Annotated in this window: 18 protein-coding genes; 3 read left to right on the top strand and 15 right to left on the bottom strand. The window is 60.1% G+C overall.

Annotated features, from left to right (window positions below; genetic code table 11):
- Nucleotides 1-319: 319 nt before the first annotated feature.
- Both dcd and ACIPZE_RS25885 read left to right on the top strand, forming a co-directional pair.
- Nucleotides 320-886, top strand: a complete 567-nt coding sequence (dcd, locus tag ACIPZE_RS25890; RefSeq protein ID WP_129390062.1) for a dCTP deaminase — start codon at nucleotides 320-322, stop codon at nucleotides 884-886.
- Nucleotides 887-993: 107 nt separating this feature from the next.
- Nucleotides 994-1,203 carry a hypothetical protein gene (locus ACIPZE_RS25885; protein ID WP_283437452.1) on the top strand — a complete coding sequence of 70 codons (210 nt, stop codon included), beginning with the start codon at nucleotides 994-996 and terminating at the stop codon, nucleotides 1,201-1,203.
- 116 nt (nucleotides 1,204-1,319) lie between these two features.
- Here ACIPZE_RS25885 and pdeM read toward each other — a convergent pair whose 3' ends face one another.
- The 11 genes from pdeM to ACIPZE_RS25830 all read right to left on the bottom strand — a co-directional run bounded on the left by pdeM (nucleotide 1,320) and on the right by ACIPZE_RS25830 (nucleotide 15,359).
- Entirely contained in the window at nucleotides 1,320-1,976 is a 657-nt protein-coding gene (gene pdeM / locus ACIPZE_RS25880) for a ligase-associated DNA damage response endonuclease PdeM (protein ID WP_283437451.1), read from the bottom strand.
- Nucleotides 1,973-4,462, bottom strand: coding sequence for a ligase-associated DNA damage response DEXH box helicase (locus ACIPZE_RS25875; protein ID WP_400776179.1), 2,490 nt, complete (start codon nucleotides 4,460-4,462; stop codon nucleotides 1,973-1,975). The genes pdeM and ACIPZE_RS25875 overlap by 4 nt, the downstream gene beginning before the upstream one ends.
- 169 nt (nucleotides 4,463-4,631) lie before the next feature.
- Nucleotides 4,632-5,396: an ABC transporter ATP-binding protein gene (locus tag ACIPZE_RS25870; protein ID WP_034154958.1), complete on the bottom strand. Its 765-nt coding sequence runs from the start codon at nucleotides 5,394-5,396 to the stop codon at nucleotides 4,632-4,634.
- 13 nt (nucleotides 5,397-5,409) lie between these two features.
- Nucleotides 5,410-6,528, bottom strand: coding sequence for a succinylglutamate desuccinylase/aspartoacylase family protein (locus tag ACIPZE_RS25865; protein ID WP_283437449.1), 1,119 nt, complete (start codon nucleotides 6,526-6,528; stop codon nucleotides 5,410-5,412).
- Between the two features lie 13 nt (nucleotides 6,529-6,541).
- The gene (locus ACIPZE_RS25860; RefSeq protein ID WP_158832068.1) at nucleotides 6,542-7,252 is read right to left on the bottom strand and encodes an ABC transporter permease; all 711 of its coding nucleotides are present in this window, start codon (nucleotides 7,250-7,252) and stop codon (nucleotides 6,542-6,544) included.
- A complete protein-coding gene (locus ACIPZE_RS25855; protein WP_400776174.1) occupies nucleotides 7,249-7,977 on the bottom strand; it encodes an ABC transporter permease in 729 nt (242 codons plus the stop codon). Before ACIPZE_RS25855 ends, ACIPZE_RS25860 begins: the two co-directional genes overlap by 4 nt.
- Before the next feature lie 56 nt (nucleotides 7,978-8,033).
- On the bottom strand, nucleotides 8,034-8,816 hold the full coding sequence (locus ACIPZE_RS25850) for a transporter substrate-binding domain-containing protein (RefSeq protein ID WP_129390082.1): 783 nt from the start codon (nucleotides 8,814-8,816) through the stop codon (nucleotides 8,034-8,036).
- Nucleotides 8,817-9,189: 373 nt separating this feature from the next.
- A complete protein-coding gene (locus ACIPZE_RS25845) occupies nucleotides 9,190-10,878 on the bottom strand; it encodes an ATP-dependent DNA ligase (RefSeq protein ID WP_400776171.1) in 1,689 nt (562 codons plus the stop codon).
- Nucleotides 10,875-11,909, bottom strand: coding sequence for a ligase-associated DNA damage response exonuclease (locus ACIPZE_RS25840; RefSeq protein ID WP_400776168.1), 1,035 nt, complete (start codon nucleotides 11,907-11,909; stop codon nucleotides 10,875-10,877). Before ACIPZE_RS25840 ends, ACIPZE_RS25845 begins: the two co-directional genes overlap by 4 nt.
- A gap of 163 nt (nucleotides 11,910-12,072) precedes the next feature.
- The gene (locus tag ACIPZE_RS25835) at nucleotides 12,073-14,523 is read right to left on the bottom strand and encodes a penicillin acylase family protein (RefSeq protein WP_400776165.1); all 2,451 of its coding nucleotides are present in this window, start codon (nucleotides 14,521-14,523) and stop codon (nucleotides 12,073-12,075) included.
- A gap of 191 nt (nucleotides 14,524-14,714) precedes the next feature.
- On the bottom strand, nucleotides 14,715-15,359 hold the full coding sequence (locus ACIPZE_RS25830) for a glutathione binding-like protein (RefSeq protein WP_400776163.1): 645 nt from the start codon (nucleotides 15,357-15,359) through the stop codon (nucleotides 14,715-14,717).
- Between the two features lie 146 nt (nucleotides 15,360-15,505).
- Between ACIPZE_RS25830 and ACIPZE_RS25825 the strand changes: the two genes are divergently transcribed.
- On the top strand, nucleotides 15,506-16,063 hold the full coding sequence (locus ACIPZE_RS25825) for a cysteine hydrolase family protein (RefSeq protein WP_283437444.1): 558 nt from the start codon (nucleotides 15,506-15,508) through the stop codon (nucleotides 16,061-16,063).
- Between the two features lie 148 nt (nucleotides 16,064-16,211).
- Here the strand turns inward: ACIPZE_RS25825 and ACIPZE_RS25820 are convergent, their stop codons facing one another.
- From ACIPZE_RS25820 to ACIPZE_RS25805, 4 genes are all read right to left on the bottom strand, one after another.
- A complete protein-coding gene (locus ACIPZE_RS25820; RefSeq protein ID WP_008083915.1) occupies nucleotides 16,212-16,421 on the bottom strand; it encodes an SEC-C metal-binding domain-containing protein in 210 nt (69 codons plus the stop codon).
- Nucleotides 16,418-16,912: an LEA type 2 family protein gene (locus tag ACIPZE_RS25815; RefSeq protein ID WP_129390104.1), complete on the bottom strand. Its 495-nt coding sequence runs from the start codon at nucleotides 16,910-16,912 to the stop codon at nucleotides 16,418-16,420. Before ACIPZE_RS25815 ends, ACIPZE_RS25820 begins: the two co-directional genes overlap by 4 nt.
- A gap of 119 nt (nucleotides 16,913-17,031) precedes the next feature.
- Nucleotides 17,032-17,508, bottom strand: a complete 477-nt coding sequence (locus ACIPZE_RS25810; RefSeq protein ID WP_283437443.1) for a YchJ family protein — start codon at nucleotides 17,506-17,508, stop codon at nucleotides 17,032-17,034.
- Between the two features lie 4 nt (nucleotides 17,509-17,512).
- Nucleotides 17,513-18,010, bottom strand: a complete 498-nt coding sequence (locus ACIPZE_RS25805; RefSeq protein ID WP_283437442.1) for a DUF6231 family protein — start codon at nucleotides 18,008-18,010, stop codon at nucleotides 17,513-17,515.
- Between the last annotated feature and the right edge of the window lie 116 nt (nucleotides 18,011-18,126).

Below are 18,126 nucleotides of genomic sequence, written 5' to 3'. Positions count from 1 at the left end.
GGAAGAAACATGGCCGAGACTGAGTGCAAAGAGCAGGAAAAATTCTTGTAGATGGTTGGATCGAAATTCAACATATCGTGTAGAGATTCTCAGTGACACAAGCAGCACAGTGGCGCCACCTTAACCCTTTTTCCGAGACGTGCCAATGCTTCTTGCGAAGGTTTCTGAGATTTAGGGATCGACGGTGTGACGGTTCGTCGCCAGACCGCGTAAATCATGGGGGATCGGCGAGAATTGCAGCCCGCACTTTGAACCCGGCGGCGCGCCCGGTAAGATGCCGGACAGAATTTTTCCACCTCGCTATTCAGGACACCCCGCCATGAGCATCAAATCGGACAAGTGGATTCGCCGCATGGCGCAGGAACACGGCATGATCGAGCCCTTCGTTGAGCGCCAGGTGCGTGGCAACGACGACAACCGAGTGATCTCCTACGGTGTGTCGAGCTACGGCTACGATGTGCGTTGCACCAATCATTTCAAGGTGTTTACCAACATAAACTCGTCGATCGTCGACCCGAAAAACTTCGATCCGGGCAGCTTCGTCGACGTCCACAGTGATGTCTGCATCATTCCGCCGAACTCGTTCGCACTGGCCAGCACCGTCGAATATTTCCGCATTCCGCGCAACGTATTGACCATCTGCCTGGGCAAGAGCACCTACGCGCGCTGCGGCATTATCGTTAACGTCACTCCGCTCGAACCAGAGTGGGAAGGTCACGTGACTCTGGAATTCTCCAACACCACCAACCTGCCGGCAAAAATCTACGCCAACGAAGGCGTGGCGCAGATGCTCTTCCTCGAATCCGATGAAGAATGTGAAGTTTCCTACAAGGATCGCGGTGGCAAGTACCAGGGCCAGCGTGGCGTGACTCTGCCGCGTACCTGATTCGTCCATCCGGCGGATGTCGGGAATTCTTTGGCGGGCAGACACTCTATGGGGTGTACTGCCCGTTTTTGTTTCTGGCAAAGCGGGCCTTCGCCGAGGAGTGCTCCATGAAGATCGACCCGCATATCACTGCCGAGCTGGCAAGGCTTGAGCCCAATCAGGTTGGCGTATTGGCCTGGTCCTTGTTGGCACAACCATCCTTGAGCATGGCCGGTGGAATTCCCGGTCAGCCTGATCCTGACTCGCCCAACGAACAGCCGACCGAACCGGGCGAACCGACGCTGCCGGATGAGCCACCACCGGCGCCAGTGGCCTGATGCTTGTGCTTCTCTAGGAGCAACGCTTGCTCGCGAAGCCGTCTGTCTGTTTCATCTTGGGTGAATGGGCGGACGCCTTCGCAAGCAAGCTTGCTTGTACAGGGATGAGGGGCGGATCAGTTGACTGGCCAGATTTCGTTATCACCGATGACAAAGATTTTGCAGCTGTCATCCTTTTCAACCGCATAACCGCCGGTAAACGCGCCGAACGCCGGCATCAGACTGATGCGTTCGCCCAACCTGAAACACGCCAGCCGCAAACTCTGGCGGCCCTTGCCGTGCAGGCGATAAACCGGATGCACATGCCCGGCCAGCACATGCCGCTCAGGATGTGGCTCGGGCTCATGCTGCAGGGCGAATGGGCCCAGCAGTAGCGGCTCCGGCACCACTCGAATGTTCAGCGCCGCCGGTGGATCCCCCGCGCGCTTGTCATGATTGCCGCGAATCAGCGTCATCGGCAGATCAACGTGACGTGCGCGCCATTGCGCCAAGGCCCCCAAGGTGCCCGCAGCATGAGAGCCTGGGCCATGCAGGAAATCCCCGAGAAATATCAGTTGCCGGCAGGGCAGCGTTGCCAGCAATCGATCAATCACCGCGATGTTGCTCGCCGTGGTGCCTTGCGGAACCGGTTGGCCGAGGCTGCGGTAAGCCGCGGCCTTGCCGAAATGCACATCGGCGATCAGCAGCGCCTGTTGCGCCGGCCAGTACAGGGCTTTTTCCGGCAGCAGCCACAGCTCTTCCCCGGCCAGCCTTACGGGATAAGGCGTATTCATAGGCGTTTGCCTTTGTCGGCCGATTTTTCCAGATCACCGACCATGCGCCTGATCCGGTCGGCGAGTTTTTCCGAGCTCATGCTTTCGCGCATTCGCTCCACCAGCAACGGAAAGCCCAGCGGCGTAGGACGTTTGATCTGCTGCACGTCCAGTTTCATCCGGTTGATGCGCTCCAGGGTCTGTTCCAGGCGACGAATATCCAGCTCTTCGCGCAGGACTTCTTCCCCGGCCTGGGCGAGCAACAGGTTGTCCGCGTCATATTGTTTGAATACTTCATAGAACAGTCCGCTCGAAGCCTGCACCTGTCGGGTGCTTTTCGGCGCGCCGGGGTAGCCGGCGAACACCAGCCCGGCAATTCGCGCGATTTCGCGGAAACGCCGCAAAGCCAGTTCGCCAGCATTGAGGCTCGCCAGAACGTCAGCCAAAAGATGCGCAGGATCGAGCAGTTCAGCGTTGAGCTGCTTCGACCAATCCACCGGCGTGGCACTGAGCAGCTCCAGACCGTAATCATTTACCGCGATCGAGAAGGTCACCGGTTGGCGCTGACTGACGCGCCAGGCCAGTAAGCTCGCCAGCCCCAGATGCACCTGCCGCCCGGCGAACGGATAGAGGAAAAGATGCCAGCCTTCGCGGGATTTCAGCACCTCCGCCAGCAGGTTGTTAACGGTCGGCAGCCCCGACCAGCGTGCCTGAGTCTCCAGTAGCGGACGCAGCGCCTGCATTTCCGCGCCGATAAACTCACCTTCTGCGGCCGCACTGAAGCGTGCCACCACGGCTTGCGCCAATTCGTTGGAAAGTGGCATCCGCCCGCCATTCCAGCGCGGCACCGCCGCTTTTTTCACGCTGCTGCGTTTGACGTAAGCGGTCATGTTTTCCACGCGCACCAACTCCAGCAAACGCCCGGCGAACAGAAATCCATCACCGGGTTTGAGCCGCGCGATAAAGCCTTCCTCGACGCTGCCCAGCTGTTTCCCACCGCCGGCCTTGCTCCAGAATTTCAGGTTGATGCTGGCATCGCTGACGATGGTCCCGACGCTCATGCGATGGCGCCGCGCCAGACGCGCATCCGGTACACGCCAGACGCCATGTTCATCCGGTTCGACCCGGCGATAATCCGGATAGGCTGTCAGAGACATCCCGCCGTGGCGTACGAAAGCCAGCGCCCACGCCCAATGCGCAGGCGTCAGATCGCGATAAGCCCACGTAGTACGGACTTCTTCGTACAGCTCATCCGGCAAAAATCCACCACCGAGGGCCATGCTGACCAGATGCTGCACCAGCACATCCAGCGATTTATGCGGCGACAGGCGTGGTTCGATGCGCCGTTGCTCGACCGCGTCGCGGGCAGCCGCGGCTTCGATCAATTCAAGGCTGTGGGTCGGCACCAGCGTCACGCGAGAGGTACGTCCGGGTGCATGGCCCGAACGCCCGGCGCGTTGCATCAAGCGGGCAACGCCTTTGGCCGAGCCGATTTGCAGGACGCGCTCAACCGGCAGAAAATCCACACCCAGATCCAGGCTCGAGGTGCAGACCACGGCTTTCAACAGGCCATCCTTCAAGGCTTTCTCGACCCAGTCGCGGGTGTCGCGAGACAGAGAACTGTGATGCAGTGCGATCAATCCGGCCCAATCCGGTCGTGCCTCGAGCAGCGCCTGATACCAGATCTCCGACTGCGCTCGGGTGTTGGTGAACACCAGCGTGCTGGCGCAGGCGTCGAGCTCGGCGACCACCTGTGGCAGCATTTTCAAGCCGATGTGTCCGGCCCACGGAAAGCGCTCGATGGACGGTGGGATCAGGGTGTCGACCTTCAGCGATTTTTCGCTTTGCCCTTGAACACTGATGCCACCGCTCTGTGGGATCAGTACTTCCTCGGCGTGGGATTGATTACCGAGCGTGGCGGACACGCCCCAGACAATCAGATCCGGTTGCCAGCGACGCAAACGCGCGAGGGCCAGTTGCAGTTGCACACCGCGCTTGTTGCCAAGCAGTTCGTGCCATTCGTCGACGACGATCATCCGCAGCGTCGACAGCGCGACCTGCGCATCGGCTCGGGCCAGCAGCAAGGTCAGGCTCTCCGGCGTAGTGATCAACGTGGTCGGCAGGCGTCGACTTTGGCGCGCGCGTTCGCTGCTGCTGGTGTCGCCGGTGCGCAGACCGATGCTCCACGGTATTTGCAAATCATCGACAGGGGTTTGCAGAGCGCGCGCGGTGTCGGCGGCGAGCGCGCGCATGGGCGTGATCCACAACACGGTCAGTGGTTCGGCCGGTGGTTTGCGCTTGCGCGAGGTTTCAACGATGGCAGCGGATTTGGCGAAACGGTTGAGTGCAGCGAACCACACCGCATAGGTTTTGCCGGCACCGGTGCTGGCATGCAGCAACCCGGATTCTCCGCGTTTGACCGCCGCCCAGACCTGCTTCTGAAAGGCGAACGGCTTCCAGTCGCGGGCGCTGAACCAGGTTTTTGCGTGGTCGGGATATTTCGCCATGCCGGCTGCGCGCGCTCTGGAGGTGTACTTCCAGTGACCACGCTGACCAGCGAAAGGTTTAAAAAACAACGCGAACCCCTGTAGGAGCTGCCGCAGGCTGCGATCTTTTGATTGTAAAAAACAAGATCAAAAGATCGCAGCCTGCGGCAGCTCCTACATGAGCAAGACGTTACTTCAGGTTGCCGCTGAGGAATTGTTTGAGGCGTTCGCTTTTCGGGTTGCCCAACACATCCTCGGGAGCGCCTTCTTCTTCCACCAGGCCTTGGTGCAGGAACAGCACCTGGCTGGAAACCTTGCGGGCGAAGCTCATCTCGTGGGTGACCATGATCATGGTGCGGCCTTCTTCAGCCAGACCTTGAATCACCTTCAACACTTCCCCGACCAACTCCGGATCGAGCGCTGAAGTCGGTTCGTCAAACAACATCACTTCCGGCTCCATCGCCAACGCCCGGGCAATCGCCACGCGTTGCTGCTGACCCCCGGAGAGGAACGCCGGGTATTGATCCGCCACCCGTGCCGGCAAGCCGACCTTGTCCAGATAACGTCGGGCGCGGTCGTCGGCTTCCTGTTTGCTGCAACCCAGCACCCGGCGCGGGGCCATGGTGATGTTTTCCAGCACGGTCATGTGGCTCCACAGGTTGAAGTGCTGGAAAACCATCGCCAACCGGGTGCGCAGGCGTTGCAGTTCATCGGCGTCGGCGACGTGCATGCCGTGGCGGTCGGTAACCATACGGATCGCCTGGCCGTCGAGGCTCATCGCCCCGTCGTTGGGTTGTTCGAGAAAGTTGATGCAGCGCAAAAAGGTACTTTTGCCCGAGCCACTGGCGCCGATCAGACTGATCACGTCGCCAGTCTTGGCCTTGAGCGAAACGCCTTTGAGCACCTGATGGTCGCCATAGCTTTTGTGCAGGCCTTCAACGGTCAGTTTGTACATGGGACGAACATCCTCAAGGCGAAAGTAGGTAGCCGCTGCGATAGGCTTCGGCGCCCGCCACGTGGGCGATGACCATGCCGGCAGTGGCCATGCGCCGCAGCGAGCGGGCATAGAGCAGGCCAGCGGCGGAGCAATGAATGGGGGTGACCTTGTCGTTGATCGGGTCAATGATTTCGGCGATTTGCTGGCCGGCTTCCAGGTATTGACCGGCGGTGACGCAGTACACCAGCAAGCCGCCAACCGGCGTGGTCACCGGTTCGACGCCGGCCAGCGGAGTGGCCGGATACGGCAATGGCGGCTGCGGTTTGGTCTCGCCGACGATCGCATCGAACTGGATCAGGTAGTCGATCAGCGCCTGGCAGTCGCGGCTGGCCATTGGGTGATTGACGTCACCCTGGCCGCGCAACTCGACGGTCACCGAGAAGCTGCCGAGCGGAATCTCGAAGTGTTCGCCGAAGCGTTCCTTCAATTGCCACCACAGCAGCGTGAAGCATTCGTCGAACGACTGGCCGCCGGAATCGGTGGCCAACAGGCTCGCCTGCGACTCGATATAACGCGCCAATGGCTCGACCTGCGGCCAGGCTTCGGGCGTGGTGTAGAGGTGCACCACTGACTCGAAATCACAGTGCAAGTCGAGGACCATATCGGCATCGCAGGCCAGCCGTTGCAGGGTCAGGCGCTGCGATTGCAGTTGCGTGCCGGCGGTCTGGCGGGCGAGGGCAGCGCGCAGATGCGTGCGGATCAGTTCGAGGTTGTGCTGCGGATCATCGTTCAGCTTGCCTTCGATGGCATTGCCGATTTCCTCGCTGAGGTCGACGAACCAGCGGTTGAAGTTCTGCCCGCTCTCCAGCTCGTAGCGGCCCAGTGGCACATCCATCAGCACCTGTTCGAGGCCGACCGGGTTGGCCACGGGCACGAGCACGATTTCGCTGCGCAGGCGCCCGGCGGCTTCCAGCTCTGTCAGACGCTGCTTGAGGTGCCAGGCGACGAGCATGCCCGGCAGTTCATCGGCATGCAGCGAGGACTGGATGTAGATCTTGCCTTTGGCCTGTTCCGGGCCGAAGTGGAAGCTGTGGATCTGTCGTGCGGTCCCCGGCAGCGGGGCCAGCAAGTCATGGATCAGGTGGCGCATTTGCAGTGTTGTCCTAGTGAGTCGGCCCGAGGAAGGCCAGCCATCGGCGTTCGGCAAGGCGGAACAGGCCGACCAGCGCAAAGGTAATGGTCAGGTAGATCAGCGCGGCGATGCCGAACGACTGAAAGGTCAGGAAGGTCGCCGAGTTGGCGTCCCGCGCGACTTTCAGGATGTCGGGAATGGTCGCGGTAAAAGCCACGGTGGTCGAGTGCAGCATCAGGATCACTTCGTTGCTGTAATACGGCAACGAACGGCGCAGCGCCGAAGGCATGATCACGTAGGCATACAATTTCCAGCCGGTCAGGCCGTAAGCCTTGGCCGCTTCGACTTCGCCGTGGTTCATGCTGCGGATCGCCCCGGCAAAAATCTCCGTGGTGTAAGCGCAGGTGTTGAGGGCGAAGGCGAGGATCGTGCAGTTCATCGCATCGCGAAAGAAACTGTCGAGAATCGGCTGCGCGCGCACGGCGGCGAGGCTGTAGATCCCGGTGTAGCAAATCAGCAACTGGATATACAGCGGCGTGCCCCGGAACAGGTAGGTGTAGAACTGCACCGGCCAGCGAATGTAGAAGTGCGGCGACACCCGCGCGATCGACAACGGAATCGACACAAGGAAACCGATAACGATTGAGGCCGTGAGCAGCCACATCGTCATCGCCAGCCCGGTGATGTTCTGGCCATCGGTATAAAGGAAGGCGCGCCAGTATTCCTGCAGAAGTTCGATCATCGTACGGCCTCCCGGGAACCGGCGGCATAACGGCGTTCGAGCCAGCGCAGAATGAAGTTCGACGCACTGGTGATCAGCAGGTAAATCAACGCAGCGAGGACCAGGAAGTAGAACAGTTGATAAGTGCTTTTACCGGCGTCCTGCGCGGCTTTGACCAGATCGGCGAGGCCGATGATCGACACCAGCGCGGTGGCCTTGAGCATCACCATCCAGTTGTTACCGATACCCGGCAGGGCGAAGCGCATCATTTGCGGGAACACCACGTAGCGAAAGCGCTGGCCGCGTTTTAGGCCGTATGCGGTCGCAGCTTCAACCTGACCGCGCGGCACCGCGAGAATCGCGCCGCGGAAGGTTTCGGTGAAATACGCGCCATAGATGAAGCCGAGGGTCAGCACCCCGGCGCTGAACGGGTCGATCTCGATGTATTCCCATTCCAGGTAGTCGGTCAGCGTCGTCAACCAGGTTTGCAGGCTGTAGAAGATCAACAGCATCAGCACCAGGTCCGGCACCCCGCGAATCAGCGTGGTGTAGAGCTGGGCGGGCAGGCGCACCAATTTGATTTTTGACAGTTTGGCACTGGCGCCGATCAGACCGAGCAACACGGCCACCAGCAGCGACAACGCCGATAATTTGATGGTCATCCAGGTGCCTTCCAGCAACAAAGGACCGAAGCCTTTGAGGCTGAAGGCGGAGAGCCCCAGATTTTGCAGGAGGGTTTCGAACATAAATCAGCAACCTGAGCGGATGGAAAAGGCGCCCATCGAAGATGGGCGCCGAGGCATTATTTGCCGCTGTACAGAATCAGATCGCCAAAGTGTTTCTTTTGAATCTCGGCGTATTTGCCGTCGTCGTGTAACGCTTTGATACCTTTATCTAAAAGCGCCTTCAGCTCAGTGTTACCTTTCTTAATACCGACAGCGGTTTTGGCTGGCAGCAATTCGTTGTCGACTGGCTTGCTGACGTCATAGTCGGCGCCCTGTGGCGACTTCAAAAAGCCCAGTTCGGCTTGCAACATGTCCTGGATACCAGCGTCGAGACGGCCGGAGGTCAGGTCGGAGTACACCTGATCCTGGTTCTGATAGGCCTGGGTTTTCACGCCGGCCTTGTCCAGTACGGCTTTGGCGTAGGCTTCTTGAATGGTGCCTTGCTCGTAACCGACGGTTTTACCCTTCAGCGACGCGACGTCGGCGGTGATACCGGAACCTTTTTTCGACACGTAGGCCGTCGGGCCGGAGAACAGCTCGCTGGAGAAGTCGATGACTTTTTCGCGGGCCGGGGTCACGGTCATCGACGAGATCACACCGTCGAATTTATTGGCTTTGAGGCCCGGAATCATGCCGTCAAAGTCACTTTCGACCCACTTGCACTTGACCTTCAGTTCGGCGCAGATCGCGTTGCCCAGGTCGATGTCGAAGCCCACCAGGCTGCCGTCGGCCGCTTTCGACTCAAACGGTGCGTACGAAGGGTCAACGCCAAAGCGCAGCTCTTTGTATTCCTTGGCCAGCGCGGAGCCAGCGGCCATGCACAACGCCAGTGCAGAAAGGGTCAGCAATGCTTTTTTCATTATTCAATCCCTAAGAACCAATATGAGCGCTTGTGGCGCAGAATTATTGTTACTGGAACGCGTACGACCTATAGAAAGTAGCAATTTCCGAACCAGAGTCCCGAACAAGTGTTTTAAAAGGTTGGGCGGGGGGCGGCGAGGGGGATGGAATGCCCGGAAATGGGCATTGCGATTTCGTTGCACCCTTTCGGATCAAACCCCAGGTTTTGCGGAATATGATTTCCCTGTGGCGAGGGGATTTATCCCCGTTCGGCTGCGAAGCAGTCGCAAAACCTGAGTATGCGGTTTTCCAGTGAAATTGCAGGGGGCCGCTTCGCAGCCGAACGGGGATAAATCCCCTCGCCACAGGGGTTATTTATCGCCTGAGAAGGGTTCAGGCCAGCAGGTCTTGCAGAGTGGCCAGGCTGTCCGCTTCATCGACGGTCTTATCCTGCCGCCAGCGCAGCATCCTCGGGAAACGCACCGCAATCCCGCTTTTATGCCGCCGCGACAGGGCGATGCCTTCGAAGCCCAGCTCAAACACCAGGCTCGGTTTCACGCTACTGACGGGGCCGAATTTCTCCACCGTGGTCTTGCGCACAATGCTGTCGACCTGACGCATCTCCGCATCCGTCAGCCCTGAATAAGCCTTGGCGAATGGCACCAGCGCCCGTTGGCTCGACTCCGGCGGACCATCCCACACCGCAAAGGTGTAGTCGCTGTACAAACTGGCCCGGCGCCCATGGCCGCGTTGCGCATAAATCAGCACGGCATCGACGCTGAACGGATCAACTTTCCACTTCCACCACACGCCCATGTCTTTGGTACGGCCAACACCGTATAGCGAGTCACGCGCCTTTAACATCATGCCTTCCACACCCAAGCGCCGAGAGGCCTCGCGCTGGCGGGCAAGGTCGAACCAGTCGCTGCCGGTCAGCACCGGCGAGGGCAGCAGCACCGGGCTGTTACAGCGAGCGATGACCTCTTCCAGTTGCGCGCGGCGTTTGGCCTGCGGTTGATTGCGCCAGTCTTCGCCTTGCCATTCCAGCAAGTCGTAGGCGAGCACCACCACCGGCACTTCTTCGAGAATCTTTTTGTCGAGGGTTTTGCGGCCAATGCGCTGCTGCAACAGGGCGAACGGCTGTACCGCTGGCGGTTCGTTGGATTGCGGATCGAAAGCATCTTCGGTGCTGGGATGGGTGCTTTTCCACACGACGATTTCGCCGTCGATCACCGTGCCATCGGGCAGCCCGTGAACCAGCACATCCAGTTCGGGAAAGCGCTCGGTGACCAGTTCTTCTCCGCGCGACCACACCCACAACTTGCCGTCGCGCTTGACCACTTGTGCGCGGATGCCGTCCCACTTCCATTCGATCTGCCAATCGCTGGCCGGCCCGATCAACGCTTCAAATTCTTCAACCGGTTGCGACAACGCGTGGGCGAGGAAAAACGGGTAAGGCTGACCGCCTCGCTGGGCATGCTCGTCGGCGGATTCAGGGGCAATCAGTTTCAGATAACTGGCAGCGTTCGGGCGATTGGACAGGTCGGTGTAGCCGACCAGGCGTTGCGCCACGCGTTTGCTGTCCAGACCGGCCATCGACGCCAGTGCACGGGTAACGAGCAATTTCGACACGCCAACGCGGAAGCTGCCGGTGATCAGTTTGATGCACAGCATCAGGCTTGAACGATCCAGTTGCGCCCACAGCGCCGGGAGTTGCCTGCTCAAAAATTCTGGCGTTTCACCGCGCAACGGCAGCAGTTTGTCTTCGATCCATTGCGCAAGGCCGGCTTCAGAACTGTGCAGATTTTCCGGGAGTACCAACGAAATGGTCTCCGCCAGATCGCCGACAGCCTGATAACTCTCCTCGAACAGCCAGGGTTCGAGCCCGGACATGTCCACGGCAATCTCGCGCAGGATGCGCACCGGCACCAGTTGCCGAGGTCGGCCGCCAGACAGGAAATACACTGCCCACGCTGCATCTTGCGGTGCCGCCTGGGCGAAATAAGCCTGCATCGCCGCCAGTTTGGCGTTGCTCGACGTGGTCGCGTCGAGTTCGGCGTACAACTCGGCGAAGGCCTTCATGCGGGCATCTCGGCGATGGTTGGCTGGGCGGCGATGTTGTCTTCTTCGTCATCGCCGTATTCGGTGTTGAAGCCTTGCGCATCCAGACCCTGCTCGCGCAGATGACGCACCAGCACGCCGATCGAACCGTGAGTGACCATCACCCGTTCGGCGCCGGTTTGTTCGATTGCCCAGAGCAACCCGGGCCAGTCGGCGTGATCGGAAAGCACGAAGCCACGGTCGACACCGCGCCGCCGTCGCGTGCCGCGCAAGCGCATCCAGCCACTGGCGAACGCGTCGCTGAAATCGCCGAAACGCCGCATCCAGCTGCTGCCTCCCGCCGAGGGCGGGGCGATGACCAGCGCCTCACGCATGCGCGGATCGTTCTTGGCGACGTCACCGGCGTAGATCGTCGCCGGCAAATACACCCCGGCCTCGCGGTAGACCCGGTTCAGCGGTTCGACCGCGCCATGGCTGAGGATCGGGCCGAGGCTTTCATCGATGCCATGCAGAATCCGCTGTGCCTTGCCGAACGAATAGCAGAACAGCACGCTGGCCTTGCCGGCAGCGATGTTCGCCGCCCACCACTGATTGATCTCGGCGAAGATCTGCGCCTGCGGTTGCCAGCGATAGATCGGCAGGCCGAAGGTCGATTCGGTGATGAAGGTGTGGCAGCGCACTGGTTCGAACGGCGCGCAGGTACCGTCCGGCTCGACCTTGTAATCGCCGGACGCAACCCAGACTTCACCGCCGTATTCAAGACGCACTTGTGCCGAACCGAGGACGTGACCCGCCGGGTGAAAACTCAGGGTGACGCCGTGATGGCTCAGGCGCTGACCGTAGGCGAGGGTTTGCAGGTTGATGTCTTGACCGAGTCGCGCGCGCAGAATCCCTTCGCTGGCGCTGCTGGCCAGGTAGTGCTGGTTGCCGGTACGCGCGTGATCGCCGTGGGCATGGGTAATCACCGAACGCTCGACGGGGCGCCACGGGTCAATGTAGAAATCCCCGGCGGGGCAGTACAAACCTTCCGGGCGCGCGATAACAAGGTCCATGTCGTTACCAGAATGGGGGGCTTGTTAGCTATGAGGCTGGCGCTGGGCCGGAAGTTCTATCGACTTTTTCGCGGGGGTAAAAAGCAAAAGATCGCAGCCTGCGGCAACTCCTGCATTGATCTGTGCAGGAGTTGCCGCAGGCTGCGATCTTTCGATCTTGCCGTTACTTGCCCGGCGTCAGGGTCAAACGCGCTTTGCCGTATACCCGGTCAAAGTTCTGCGGCTGCATCGGCAGGCCGACGTACTGCCCCTTCAGCCACGCATCGATGCCATTGAGGTAATTCGGGCTGACCGGATTACCCGATTGGCCGGTACCGTTCTGGCCCATCAGCGGTTCAGCCTGGCCGAAGTCGACGATGAAGCGCATCGACGGTGCACGGGTGGTGGTGAAATCCTGGCCCCAGGCGAACGCCGAAGTGTTCAACGTGGTGTGATCGCCACCCGCCGCCAGCGGCCCGCGCACGTTCTGGCCATTGGCATTGGTCCATTGGTAGGTGTGCAGCTTGCCCCATTGCCAAGCACGGTGATCGCCACCCAACTGGCTGTCGCCGGCGGTGATTGCTGCGGCAAGACTGCGCGCGAGGATGGTCGGTTTGTCTTCTTTGTTCGGCGTACGAATGTCGTCCCAGAACGGACTGTCTTCGCGACCGAGCAGATGATCGGCCTGCGCCGCGTAGGACAAGTCGCCATTGGCGATGAACGCCTTCCACGCCGGGCTGCTTTGCGGACCGAGTTCGTCGAGGAAAATCTGTTTCATGCTTTCCTGCAGGAACAGCTCGTAAATCGCCGCATCGGCCGACGTCGCGCTGAGCTTGCCGTCAAACGCCATCAAGCGGGTGAACGCTTCACGCGCCTTGCTGCGATCGGCTTCCGGTAAAGCATCGATCGCTTGTTTCAGCGATTGCTTCATCCCCGGTGCCTCGAACATCTTCTTCAGCTTGGCGGCGAAAGTGCTGGTCTGGTCGTACTGCATGGCGATCACGCTGCGGCTGTCGTGCTTGCCGCTGCCGGCCAGTTCCGCCAGGCGTTCACCACGTTCCGGCGCAGCCCAGGAGTTCGACAACTGCATGCCGTAGCCATGCGGGATGACCCGCTGGTTGGCGGTGCCGAGCCAGCCCTGTGCCGGATCCTGATCGTACGGGTGCAGCATCGGGTCGGCGTAACCGTCCCAGTCATAGCGACCTTCCCAGCCCGGCGACGGCAGCAGGCCTTCGCCTTCACGGCGATTGGGGAAACGTCCGGTGACTTGCCAGCCGATATTGCTCGCGTCTGCGAACACCAGATTCAGCGCAATGGCGCGGATCTCGCGGCTGGCATCCGAAGCACGTTCCACGGTTTGCGCGCGGCTCAGGTCAAAAAACGCGTCCAGCGACTTGTCGTCGGTGAAGCTTGGCGTCTGCAAGGCCAGGCCGAAGCCATTGCCCTGCGCCGCTGCTTGCGCACTATTGAGCAGCGCGCCATGGCGGGTTTCGTATACCGCTTCGCGAATCGGTCGTTGGCCTTTGACGAAATAGGTTTCGTTGCGCACGGTCAGTGGCTGCCATTTGCCATTGACCTCGTAGGTCAGGCTGTTGCCCTGGCGGCGGATTTTTTCCAGGAACAGGTCCTGGTTGTCGCCGAGCACGCTGGTCATGCTCCACGCCACTTTGCCGTTGAAGCCACCCAGCACCATCGGCAAACCGGCGACGGTGACGCCCGCTGCCTGATATTTCGGCGCGCGAATCTGCACGAAGCTCCACAGCGACGGTGCGGCCAGCGGGCCATGGGCGTCGCTGGCGAGAATGCTTTTGCCGCTACGGCTGCGTTGCGGGGCGATTGCCCAGTTATTTGCCGACGGCGTGCCCAGCAGGTTCAGCGCTGCCAGTTGCTGGCTGGCGTTGCTTAGTTCGGTCAGCCCCGGGATCTGCCCGTTGAGCTTGATGCCTTGCAGCTTGTCGGCCTCGGCCAGAGGCAGGTTTTCGTCAGGCGCGGACGGGGTCAGCCAGGCGAGCTTGTCGGTGGTCACGGTTTGCGCGAGCACCAGCGAGGAAATTTCTTCCGGCAGGTTGGCCGACTGGCTGAAGTTCAGCAAAGCGAAAATCAGCGCCGAGTCTTCTGGTTTCCAGTATTCCGGCTTGTAGCCGCTGGAGGCGAGGTCGCCCGGCAGCTTGTCGGCGTAGCGGAACAGGTAGGCGTTGACGCCACGCGCATAGACTTCGAAGAAACGCTTGAGGCGTGGCGACGAGGCTTTATAGAGTTCGCCGGCGCTTTTCTTCAGGTTGACCGCGCGCATGTAGCGGTCGGCGTCGAGCATGGAGGCGCCGGACATTTCCGCCAGACGGCCCTGAGCCAACAGGCGCAGGGTGACCATCTGGTTGATGCGGTCGCTGGCGTGCACATAGCCGAGGCTGAATAGCGCGTCGTGGAAGGTATTGCTTTCGATCAACGGCATGCCCATGGCATTGCGTCGCACTGAAACGTTCTGCGCCAGCCCCTTGAGCGGTTGCACGCCGGAGGTGGGCGGGAGGGTGTCCTGAGTGTTCCAGGTCTGGCAACCGGACAGGCTCAAAACACCGGCCACTGCTGCGGCAACGCCGAACCGGGGAAGAAAATGTGTGAGGGCTGGCGAGGCCATGGCAAAGCTCCTGCGGGGGGTAGCGTCAGTAAAGGCGCTACGTTAGTGAGCAGGAGGATGCCGCGCAAGCGGGGGCAGGGGTTATTTGTGTATTTCTGTCGAATGGAAAAGATCGCAGCCTGCGGCAGCTCCTACAGGGATACGCATTCCAATGTAGGAGCTGCCGCAGGCTGCGATCTTTTACCCTTCAATCAAGCCTTCGGTGGATTGACCTTCGGCACCAGCGCATACGCCTTCACTGTCGCCGGGCGATCCTTGATGTGGTTGAACCAGCGCTGCACATGCGGGAAATCCTCAAGGTTCTGGCTCTGCCACTTGTGCGAGACGATCCACGGATAAATCGCCATGTCGGCGATGCTGTATTCGCTGCCGGCAACGAATTCGTTATTGGCCAATTGCTTGTTCAACACACCATACAGACGCGCCGTCTCATCGATGTAGCGCTTGATCGCGTAAGGAATTTTCTCCGGCGCGAACTGGCTGAAGTGATGATTCTGCCCGGCCATCGGCCCCAAACCACCCATTTGCCAGAACAGCCATTGCAGCGCTGTTTGCCGGCCACGCAGATCCTTGGGCAGGAACTGGCCGGTTTTCTCCGCCAGATACAACAGAATCGCCCCGGATTCGAACAGCGACAACGGCTCGCCGCCATCGGCAGGCTGATGATCGACGATGGCCGGGATGCGGTTGTTCGGGGCGATTTTCAGAAAGTGCGGCTGGAACTGCTCGCCCTGACTGATGTTGATCGGGTGGAGGTTGTACGGCAGGCCGGCTTCTTCGAGGAACAGGGAGATCTTGTGGCCGTTGGGGGTGGTCCAGTAATACAGGTCGATCATGGAAAACTCCAAAACTGAAAGGGACGTGCGTGCGGACAGCAAACGCCGGCGTCAGGTCATCCTGTGTGCGTTCGATAGCTTGCTTAGTGAGAAGAGGTGATGCTGAACTGCGCAGAATTCAATGACCCCGCGCGAGAAAAATTGCCATGGAGCTTCAGGCCACCGCTGCACTGATCATCATCGACCAGCAAAAAGGCATCCTGCAGCCGCGTCTCGGGCGGCGCAATAACCCCCAGGCGGAAGCGCGAATCCTCGATCTGCTGGGGCTTTGGCGGCGTAGCGGACGGCCGGTGATTCATGTTCAGCATTTGTCCCGCGAGCCGGATTCGGTGTTTTGGCCCGAGCAGGAAGGCGTGGAGTTTCAGCAGCGGTTTTTGCCGCAGGACGGGGAGTGGCTGATTCAGAAGCAGGTGCCGGATGCGTTTTGTGCCACTGGATTAGAGGCGCGGTTGCGCGAGGCAGGCATCTCGCAATTGATCATCGTCGGTGTGGCGACGAACAACTCAGTGGAGTCAACGGCGCGTACGGCGGGCAATCTTGGCTTTGCTGCGTGGGTGGCGGAGGACGCGTGCTTTACCTTCGACAAGGCCGATTATTTTGGCACGTTGCGCACGGCTGAAGAGGTGCACGGGATGTCGCTGGGGAATTTGCACGGGGAGTATGCGACGGTGGTCAGTGCTGCGCAGATTCTGGTGGCTGGCTGAAAATCCTTCGTTGAATATGCCGCCGCCATCGCGAGCAGGCTCACTCCTACAATAGATTGCATTCCAACTGACGAAACCCGGTTCAATGTAGGAGCGAGCCTGCTCGCGAAGGCGGCAGGTCAGGCGAAGTAGGTCTTCGCCCGGAGCATCAAGCGCCGTGGCACTTCTTGAATTTCTTGCCGTTGCCACATGGGCAAGGATCATTGCGGCCGACGTCTTTCAGGGCGTTGCGCACCGGTTCCTGGTGGGCGTGGCCGCAGTTCGGGCCGTGAACATGGCCGTGGTCGTGATCGTGATGATGGTCATGATCATGATCGTGGTTGCAGTCAGGGCCATGGACATGAGGTTGCTGGGTCATCGGTGTTGCTCCGGAATTAAATCGGCGGGGATTATCACGCCATTGCGCTCAAGGTGCACGTAATGCGCGATGAATAAACCGGTTTCCATTTCCCCTTGCAGGCGATAGGGGATCTGCTGGTGTGGATTTTTCAGCATTTTCACCACTTCTTTCACCTGCGGCCACAGGTTGGTGCGGATCGGCACTTTGTAGAACGAACTGCTTTTCGGCGCGACGGTAATCCAGTGTTCGTGCTCACCGTCGGCCAGCAACATGTCGGCCAGATGAATGCGGTATTCGAGGCCGCGCACGGTCAGGTCACTGTCGTTGGGGTTGTCGATGCGAAAGTGCAGGATGAATTTCTGTTCGAGTAATTTCGCCCGCACCACCTCGACTTTTACCAGGTGCACGGCGGGGTCGACGCTGTCGTCGCTGAACCATGAGGCGCAACCGCCGAGGTTCAGGATCAGCATCATAATGAAGCATTGGCAGGTGCGCCGACGACCGAGCATGGTTTAACTCCCTTTGGTGCCAGTCTAGACGCTAAAAGATCGCAGCCTGCGGCAGCTCCTACAGGGTACGCAATCTCATGTAGGAGCTGCCGCAGGCTGCGATCTTTTGATCTTGATCCTCAAGCACCAAAATACCCCGCGCAGCACTTCTTGAACTTCTGCCCGCTGGCGCACGGGCAACTGTCGTTGCGCCCCAGCTTCAATTGCACCGTCGGATCAATGAAGTACCAGCGTCCGGTGTTCTGCACGAACGAGGAGCGCTCGCGATGGCTGTGTTCACCCTGATCGTCGTGCCAGCGCGCGGTGAAGGTGACGAAGGCGTGTTCCGGCTGACCGCCGAAGACTTCCGAGCTTTCGACATCCAGGCCGAGCCAGGTGCTTTGCGCGCTCCAGTCGCTGATCGATTGACGATTCAGTCCCGCTTGCTGAGCAGGCAGGGTGGTCGCCACAAGGTAATCGATCAGACCCAGCACATACGCGCTGTAGCGCGAACGCATCAAGGCTTCGGCGCACGGCGCCGGATGGCCTTCGTGATAATGGCCGCAGCAGGCATCCAGCAAATTGCCGCTGCCGCAGGGGCAAATGGCTGTACTCATCGCATTACCACCAGTATTTCCCGAAATTTTCCGGATTGGCCCAGAACCGTGAGTTGAGCCAGTCGGGGACTTGTTTGTAGTCAAGCAGATCGTAGGTGAACAAGGTCAGCGTCTGCTCGTCGCGTTGAAAACGTTCACTGGCTTGCAGGGCCAGCGAATAGAAGTCGGTTTCCTGCCAGCCGCTGGCCGACAGATCCGCCAGTACAGCGATGCGGCTGGCGTTGAGGTTGCGGATGCCGCCCAACAGGTTCAGGCCATCGCGCTTGGGCAAATGCTCCAGGCAATCGACCACCAGCGCCAGATCGAAACGCTGCGCCGCCAGTTCGGCAGGCAAGGCGCCGGGCGCGGCGTGGGCGACGACGGTATCCGGATGCGCCGCTTTAAAGGCACTCAACGCCGGAAACTCACTGGCGCCGATCAGCAGCAGACGCGCCGGGGCGTAGCGATCCAGCAAAGCGGCCAACGCCTGTTGCGGCGTGCGGGAAGAAATGGCGACGTTCATCGAAGCTCCTCAATCAGACCGCCAAGACTAGCCTGCCTGAATGTCCCGGCAAAGAGCCCTGTGACGCCGGTTTCCGGCAAAAGCGCCAAAGTCCTGTGAACACGGTCGCAAACGGC

Origin of the sequence: Pseudomonas sp. NPDC089741 (assembly GCF_044748825.1) — a bacterium.
GTDB classification, from domain to species: Bacteria; Pseudomonadota; Gammaproteobacteria; order Pseudomonadales; family Pseudomonadaceae; genus Aquipseudomonas; species Aquipseudomonas helmanticensis.
Note: the sequence above shows the minus strand (reverse complement) of the source record. Positions and strands in the feature narration are given on the sequence as shown.

Bases quoted from the DNA above. Each gene is read 5' to 3' on its own strand.
- ACIPZE_RS25805 (WP_283437442.1), bottom strand. From the start codon at position 18,010: ATGAACGTCGCCATTTCTTCCCGCACGCCGCAACAGGCGTTGGCCGCT.
- ACIPZE_RS25855 (WP_400776174.1), bottom strand. From the start codon at position 7,977: ATGTTCGAAACCCTCCTGCAAAATCTGGGGCTCTCCGCCTTCAGCCTC.
- dcd (WP_129390062.1), top strand. From the start codon at position 320: ATGAGCATCAAATCGGACAAGTGGATTCGCCGCATGGCGCAGGAACAC.
- ACIPZE_RS25850 (WP_129390082.1), bottom strand. From the start codon at position 8,816: ATGAAAAAAGCATTGCTGACCCTTTCTGCACTGGCGTTGTGCATGGCC.
- ACIPZE_RS25830 (WP_400776163.1), bottom strand. From the start codon at position 15,359: ATGATCGACCTGTATTACTGGACCACCCCCAACGGCCACAAGATCTCC.
- ACIPZE_RS25860 (WP_158832068.1), bottom strand. From the start codon at position 7,252: ATGATCGAACTTCTGCAGGAATACTGGCGCGCCTTCCTTTATACCGAT.
- ACIPZE_RS25875 (WP_400776179.1), bottom strand. From the start codon at position 4,462: ATGGCGAAATATCCCGACCACGCAAAAACCTGGTTCAGCGCCCGCGAC.
- ACIPZE_RS25810 (WP_283437443.1), bottom strand. From the start codon at position 17,508: ATGAGTACAGCCATTTGCCCCTGCGGCAGCGGCAATTTGCTGGATGCC.
- ACIPZE_RS25865 (WP_283437449.1), bottom strand. From the start codon at position 6,528: ATGCGCCACCTGATCCATGACTTGCTGGCCCCGCTGCCGGGGACCGCA.
- ACIPZE_RS25815 (WP_129390104.1), bottom strand. From the start codon at position 16,912: ATGCTCGGTCGTCGGCGCACCTGCCAATGCTTCATTATGATGCTGATC.
- ACIPZE_RS25870 (WP_034154958.1), bottom strand. From the start codon at position 5,396: ATGTACAAACTGACCGTTGAAGGCCTGCACAAAAGCTATGGCGACCAT.
- ACIPZE_RS25825 (WP_283437444.1), top strand. From the start codon at position 15,506: ATGGAGCTTCAGGCCACCGCTGCACTGATCATCATCGACCAGCAAAAA.
- ACIPZE_RS25840 (WP_400776168.1), bottom strand. From the start codon at position 11,909: ATGGACCTTGTTATCGCGCGCCCGGAAGGTTTGTACTGCCCCGCCGGG.
- ACIPZE_RS25820 (WP_008083915.1), bottom strand. From the start codon at position 16,421: ATGACCCAGCAACCTCATGTCCATGGCCCTGACTGCAACCACGATCAT.
- ACIPZE_RS25885 (WP_283437452.1), top strand. From the start codon at position 994: ATGAAGATCGACCCGCATATCACTGCCGAGCTGGCAAGGCTTGAGCCC.
- ACIPZE_RS25845 (WP_400776171.1), bottom strand. From the start codon at position 10,878: ATGAAGGCCTTCGCCGAGTTGTACGCCGAACTCGACGCGACCACGTCG.
- ACIPZE_RS25835 (WP_400776165.1), bottom strand. From the start codon at position 14,523: ATGGCCTCGCCAGCCCTCACACATTTTCTTCCCCGGTTCGGCGTTGCC.
- pdeM (WP_283437451.1), bottom strand. From the start codon at position 1,976: ATGAATACGCCTTATCCCGTAAGGCTGGCCGGGGAAGAGCTGTGGCTG.